At 63.6% G+C, this 6,207-nt stretch carries 6 protein-coding genes; all 6 read left to right on the top strand.

Annotated features, from left to right (window positions below):
• On the top strand, window positions 1-555 hold a 555-nt coding region (locus EN750_RS14535), incomplete at its 5' end, for an NAD-dependent epimerase/dehydratase family protein (protein WP_127396823.1).
• Window positions 552-1,625, top strand: coding sequence for an NAD-dependent epimerase/dehydratase family protein (locus tag EN750_RS14530; RefSeq protein ID WP_127396822.1), 1,074 nt, complete (start codon window positions 552-554; stop codon window positions 1,623-1,625). The genes EN750_RS14535 and EN750_RS14530, both read left to right, overlap by 4 nt.
• Entirely contained in the window at window positions 1,622-2,914 is a 1,293-nt protein-coding gene (locus EN750_RS14525; RefSeq protein ID WP_127396821.1) for a TIGR04295 family B12-binding domain-containing radical SAM protein, read from the top strand. The genes EN750_RS14530 and EN750_RS14525 overlap by 4 nt, the downstream gene beginning before the upstream one ends.
• Window positions 2,899-3,999 (top strand): glycosyltransferase family 4 protein, encoded by a 1,101-nt coding sequence (locus tag EN750_RS14520; RefSeq protein ID WP_127396820.1) that lies wholly within the window; start codon window positions 2,899-2,901, stop codon window positions 3,997-3,999. The genes EN750_RS14525 and EN750_RS14520 overlap by 16 nt, the downstream gene beginning before the upstream one ends.
• 2 nt (window positions 4,000-4,001) lie before the next feature.
• Window positions 4,002-5,132, top strand: a complete 1,131-nt coding sequence (locus tag EN750_RS14515) for a glycosyltransferase (RefSeq protein ID WP_127396819.1) — start codon at window positions 4,002-4,004, stop codon at window positions 5,130-5,132.
• The coding region (locus EN750_RS14510) for a glycosyltransferase (protein ID WP_127396818.1) at window positions 5,129-6,207 on the top strand (1,079 nt) is incomplete at its 3' end. The genes EN750_RS14515 and EN750_RS14510, both read left to right, overlap by 4 nt.

The raw sequence follows: 6,207 nt of genomic DNA, 5'->3' as shown, positions 1-6,207 counted from the left end.
GCCCAGGAACGCGCCGTGCTGATCTTCGGCGAGGCCTATGGCATCGATGCGGTCGCGCTGCGCCTGTTCAATGTCTTCGGCGCCGGCCAGGCGTTGTCGAATCCCTATACCGGCGTGCTGGCCAACTTCGCTTCGCGTCTCGCCAACGGCCAACGGCCAATGATCTTCGAGGATGGCGAACAGAAGCGCGATTTCGTCCATGTGCAGGACGTCGCCCGCGCCTTTCGCCTTGCTCTGCAGCAACGCCAGGCAAAGGGTCATGTCATCAACATCGGCAGCGGCCGCGCCTACGCGATCAGCGAAGTCGCGCGATTGCTGGCCGAGGCCATGGGGACACCGAACCGCTCGCCGGAACTGCTCGGCAAAGCCCGCTCCGGCGATATCCGCAACTGCTTCGCTGATATTTCCAAGGCCCGTGAGCTGCTCGGTTTCGAGCCGGTGCGGCAACTGGAGAATTCGCTCGGCGAGTTCGTTTCCTGGGTGCGTAACACGTCCGCTGTCGACCGCGGCGCCGACATGAAGCGCGAGCTCGAAGAACGCGGGTTGGTCTCATGAACACACGCAATCGACGCGACGCGCCGGTCGCCATCATCGGCGGCAGCGGCTTCATAGGATCGAACCTCGCCGACAGCCTGTTGTCGGATGGCGAGCCGGTACTGGTGATCGACAATCTCAGCCGTCCGGGCGTCGAGCAGAACCTTGAATGGCTGGCGCAAAAACACGGCGGTCGCCTCACGGTGGAGACGGTCGACGTGCGAGACGCCAACGCCCTGGCGCCTGTCTTGATGGTTTCGAAGGCAATTTTCCATCTGGCCGCGCAAACCGCCGTCACCACAAGCCTGGTCCAGCCGGGCGAGGATTTCGACATCAACCTTCGGGGAACGTTCAACGTTCTGGAGGCGGCACGACTGAGCGGCGAGCGTATCCCGGTGATCTTCGCCAGCACCAACAAGGTCTATGGCAGCCTGCCTGACGTCGCGGTCCGCGAGGACGGCGATCGCTATGTGCCTTGCGACAGCGTCATCCAAGCGCACGGCATCAATGAGGCTCGGGGCCTGGACTTCTGCACGCCCTACGGTTGCTCCAAAGGCGCGGCGGATCAGTATGTGCTCGACTATGCCAAATCTTACGGCATGCCGACGGCGGTGCTGCGGATGAGCTGCATCTATGGACCGCGCCAGTTCGGAACCGAGGATCAGGGCTGGGTCGCGCACTTCCTGCTCAGCGCGCTGACGGGACGCCCGATCACCATTTACGGCGACGGCAGGCAAGTGCGCGATATCCTGCATGTCTCCGATGCCGTTGCCGCCTACAGGGCCGTGCTCGATCGCATCGAGACCACCAAAGGCCAGGCATTCAATCTTGGCGGCGGCCCGGAAAATGCGGTCAGCCTGCGCAGGCTGTTGAGCGAGATTCGTAGCCTGACCGGCCATGAGCTTTCAATCCGCCATGATGGGGAACGCACCGGCGACCAGCCCTTCTTCGTCGCCGACACCCGCAAGATCAAAACCGCGCTTGGCTGGATGGCCCATGTTTCATGGCGCGAAGGCGTCCGCGACCTCGCCGACTGGCTGCAGCGCCATCGGCTCGAGCCTCGCCCTGAAGCCGTGAGGTACGTCGCATGAAAATCGCTTTGGTAAACCCATTCTGGACCTACGACGACAGCATCTATTTCGGCTGCCGCCAACCACATCTGCCGCTGGAACTCGGCTATTCGAAGGCCCTGCTCGAAGCCGCCGGGCATGAGGTGCTGATGCTGGATGGGCAGTTGCAGAAGCTCGACAATTCCGGTCTCTGCGAGCGGGTGGCTGATTTCGCCCCGGCTATGACCGTCGTCAGTACCGCCCCGACCTATCTGTTCTGGCGCTGCGCACCGCCGGAATTGCGTGTGCCGGCCGATTTCCTCAACCGTCTCGCCGGGCGCGGTGGACGCACGGTCGCGGTCGGGCCGCACGGCTCGGCGACGCCCGCGCCGACCTTGCGCAAGCTCGGCGTCGACATCGTCGTGCGCGGCGAATGTGAAGAAGTCGTCGAGCAACTTGCCCGGCGCGACGATTGGAGCGCCGTGCCCTCAACCGCTTATCTGCGGGATGCCAGGGTGGTTTCGAACGGCGGCGTCCACGCCAGCTCGTTTGCCGACCATCCGCCACTCGAATGGCCAGCGGACTGGATCGCAGCCCATTCGCATCACCATCACAGGTTTGACGACAATCAGGTGGGGTTCGGTGCGGAAGTCGAGGCATCGCGCGGCTGTCCCTACAATTGCAGCTTCTGCGCCAAGATCGATTTCCGTGATGCCTATCGCCGTCGAAACCACGAAGCGGTGGTGGCGGAGATCGATCGGCTGATTGCCCAAGGTGTCGGCTACATCTACTTCATCGACGAGATCTTCCTGCCGCAAAAAGCGTTGCTGGAAGCCTTGGTCGATCGCGACGTGAAATTCGGCGTACAGACCCGCATCGATCTGTGGAAGCCCGAGCTGCTGGAATTGCTGGGCGCCGCGGGCTGCGTCTCCATCGAGGCCGGTCTCGAAAGCCTGACCGTCGAAGGTCGGGCAATGCTGGCCAAGCGCTGCCGGCTGGGTACCGAGGAACTCGCCGCGCTGCTCGTCGATGCCAGACGTCACGTTCCATTCGTTCAGGCCAATCTGATCGGCGTGGTCGAGGATGATCCCGCCCTGGTCGAGCACTGGCGAACCCACCTGATCGACCACGGCGTATGGGCTAACGAACCTGTGCCGCTTTATCCGTATCCGAGTTCGCCCAGCTACCGCGAGCTTTGGGGCGAACCCGACGACCTTGCTTGGGAACGCGCCCATGACCACTACCTCGCATCTTTCCAGAAATTCAGTGACATCCAGGAGAGGCGGCCGCGGCCGCTGGCGGAACTGGAGGCGACATGTTGCGGACACTGACGCCGCGCTCGCGGCGCATCCTGATGACCGTCGATGCCGTGGGCGGCGTATGGCGCTATGCCCTTGATCTGGCAGGGGAACTTGTGAACGGCGGCGACAGCGTGGTGCTTGCCGGCCTCGGTCCGCAACCGTCAAGGCAGCAGGCCGAGGAGGCGGAGGCTTTCACGACGCTGATCTGGTTGAATACGCCGCCGGATTGGATGACCAGCAGCGGCGGCGACCTCGACGCGCTGCCGCGGGAATTGCTTGCGCCCATGCGCGACCACGCCATCGACCTAGTCCATTTCAACGCGCCGACGCAGGCATCGGGATTCGATGCGCCATGCCCAGCCGTGGTGGTCTCCCATTCCTGCGTGACGACATGGTTCCACGCCGTCAGGAAACAGGCGGTGGATGGCGCATGGGCCTGGCAGAAGGAGCGCAACAGGCGCGGCTTGGATCGGGCCGACGCAGTCATCGTGCCGAGCCGCAGCCATGCCGACATGCTTGAGACCTGCTATGGCCCGATCGCGCGTCTGAGTGTGGTCGGAAATAGTGCAAGTCCGGTGCCGAAGACCGAAAAGCGCCAACCGCTCGTCTTCGCCGCTGCCCGCTGGTGGGACGAGGGCAAGAATGCGGCGGTGATCGACCAGGCCGCGTCGCTGACGCAATGGCCCGTTTTTGCCGCCGGTTCGATGCACGGTCCCAACGGCGGGCGTACCAGCTTCAGCTATGCTGTTCCTCTGGGAGCACTGCCGTCTCACGAGGTGCGCTCCTTGATGGCGCGCGCCGGCATTTTCGTGTCGCCATCAATCTATGAGCCATTCGGTCTGGCCGCGCTGGAAGCTGCCATGTCGGCGACGCCCCTGGTGCTTTCCGACATCGCAACCTATCGCGAACTATGGGATGGGGCCGCGATGTTCTTTGACGCGCGCAATCCCCACGACCTCGCTGCCTGCCTCAATCGTCTCTCCAGCGATGCCGAGCTCAGGCGAGAGCTCGGTCAGGCAGCCATGCGACGAAGCCGCCGGTTTACACTGGCCAGGCAAGCGGCGGCCATGCGAGGCGTCTACGACAAGGCGGCCCTGGCCATGGCGGGGCGCTGACCATGCGCTTTCTGTTCTACACCCACTCGGTCGTTTCCGACTGGAACCACGGCAATGCCCATTTCCTGCGCGGTATCATGCGGGAACTGGTCGCGCGCCGGCACCAGGCGGTCGCGCTGGAGCCGTCCGACAGCTGGAGCCGTTCGAACCTGCTGGCTGAGAAGGGATCCTTCGCCATCGAACGCTTCCGCAAGGATTTCCCAGAACTGATGCCGGTGACCTACGATGCCGGGTTCGATCACGAGGCCTGGATCGCTGAGGCCGACGTTGTGATCGTTCATGAGTGGACGGATCCGGAGCTTGTCGCACGCATCGGCCGTGCCAGGGCCGCTGGCGGCAACTTCATCCTTCTGTTTCATGACACCCACCACCGGGCGGTATCGGCGACCGAGGCAATCTCGGCGCTGCGGTTGGAGCACTATGACGGCGTTCTCGCCTTTGGCGAGGCCTTGCGCGAGAGCTATCTGCGCGCCGGCTGGGGCAAGCGCGTCTTCACTTGGCATGAAGCCGCGGACGATCGCCTGTTCAAGCCACACCCGGAGATCCACCCCACGTCCGATCTGGTCTGGATTGGAAACTGGGGCGACGATGAGAGGACCGCCGAACTCAAGGAGTTTCTAATCGAGCCGGTACACGATCTCGGTCTCGATGCCACCGTGCACGGAGTACGCTACCCCAAGCCCGCACTTGCGGATCTGGCCACCGCCGGACTGCGCTATGACGGATGGATCGCCAATGCCGACGTGCCGAAGGCGTTCGCCGCGCATCGTGTCACCGTCCACATCCCGCGGCGCCCCTATCGTGAGGGTTTGCCTGGAATTCCGACGATCCGCATGTTCGAGGCACTCGCCTGCGGCATTCCGCTGATTTCAGCACCATGGTCCGATGTCGAGCAGCTGTTCAGACCCGGCGTCGACTTCCTGTTCGCCCACAATGGCTCGCAAATGCGGCAACACCTGCGGGCGGTGTTGGCCGATGCGGATTTCGCGGCTTCCCTGGTGACTTCGGGTCTCGAGACCATCCGCTCGCGGCACACCTGCCAGCACCGCGTCGACGAGTTGTTCGGCGTGCTCATGGAATGCACCACCGAACATACCATCAACAAGACCACCGCAAAGGAAGCCGCCGCATGAAGATGGCATTCTATGGATCGAGCCTCTTGTCGTCCTACTGGAACGGTGCCGCGACCTACTATCGCGGCTTGCTGAAGGCGCTTGCCCAATTGGGCTACGAAATCACCTTCTATGAGCCCGACGTCTACGACCGGCAGAAGAACCGCGACATCGAGGCCCCTGACTGGTGCACTGTGGTCGTCTATGAAGCGACCCAGCACGCGTTGATGCAGGTCGCGGCACGCGCCGCCAGCGCCGACATCGTCATCAAGGCGAGTGGCGTCGGTTTCGAGGACGAGGCGCTGCTGCGCGCCATCCTCGACCATGCCCGCAGCGACGCGCTGGTGGTATTCTGGGACGTGGACGCTCCGGCAACCCTTGCCCAGCTTCGCGACGAACCGGACCATCCGCTCCATGGCGCCCTGCAAGAAATCGACCTTGTGCTGACCTATGGCGGCGGCGACCCCGTCGTCTGGGCCTACCGTGCCATGGGGGCGAACGAATGCGTGCCGATCTACAATGCGCTCGATCCCCAAACGCATCACCCGGTCGCCAGCAATGCCCGTTTCGCTTGCGATCTGGCGTTCCTCGGCAACCGGCTGCCGGATCGTGAGGCGCGTGTCGAAGCATTCTTCCTCGATCCCGCAAGCCAGCTGCCGAAACAGCGCTTTCTGCTCGGTGGATCGGGCTGGGGGGACAAGCCGCTTCCCGCCAATGTCGGCTGGCTCGGTCACGTTGGCACCCGCGATCATAATGCTTTCAACGTCACTCCCAAGGCCGTGCTGAACATCAGTCGCGACAGCATGGCCGTAAACGGTTTTTCACCGGCCACGCGTGTCTTCGAGGCGGCCGGCGCCGGTGCCTGCCTCATCACCGACGCATGGCTGGGCGTGGAACTGTTCCTGAAACCAGACGAGGAGATCCTGGTGGCACGGGACGGCGGCGATGTCGCCGAGATCATGCGCTCGCTGACCTCCAGTCGGGCGAAGGCAATCGGTCAGGCCGCACTTTGCCGCGTGCTGGCCGACCATACCTACGCGCTGCGGGCGGACGTGGCCGATGCCGTCTTCAAACGTCATTTCGAGCAGGGGACCGT

The organism is Mesorhizobium sp. M7A.F.Ca.ET.027.03.2.1 (assembly GCF_003999175.1).
Taxonomy (GTDB): domain Bacteria; phylum Pseudomonadota; class Alphaproteobacteria; order Rhizobiales; family Rhizobiaceae; genus Mesorhizobium.
The sequence above is the reverse complement of the archived record's forward strand: the minus strand, read 5'-3'. Positions and strand labels throughout refer to the sequence as shown.

Bases quoted from the DNA above. Each gene is read 5' to 3' on its own strand.
- EN750_RS14530 (WP_127396822.1), top strand. From the start codon at position 552: ATGAACACACGCAATCGACGCGACGCGCCGGTCGCCATCATCGGCGGC.
- EN750_RS14525 (WP_127396821.1), top strand. From the start codon at position 1,622: ATGAAAATCGCTTTGGTAAACCCATTCTGGACCTACGACGACAGCATC.
- EN750_RS14520 (WP_127396820.1), top strand. From the start codon at position 2,899: ATGTTGCGGACACTGACGCCGCGCTCGCGGCGCATCCTGATGACCGTC.
- EN750_RS14515 (WP_127396819.1), top strand. From the start codon at position 4,002: ATGCGCTTTCTGTTCTACACCCACTCGGTCGTTTCCGACTGGAACCAC.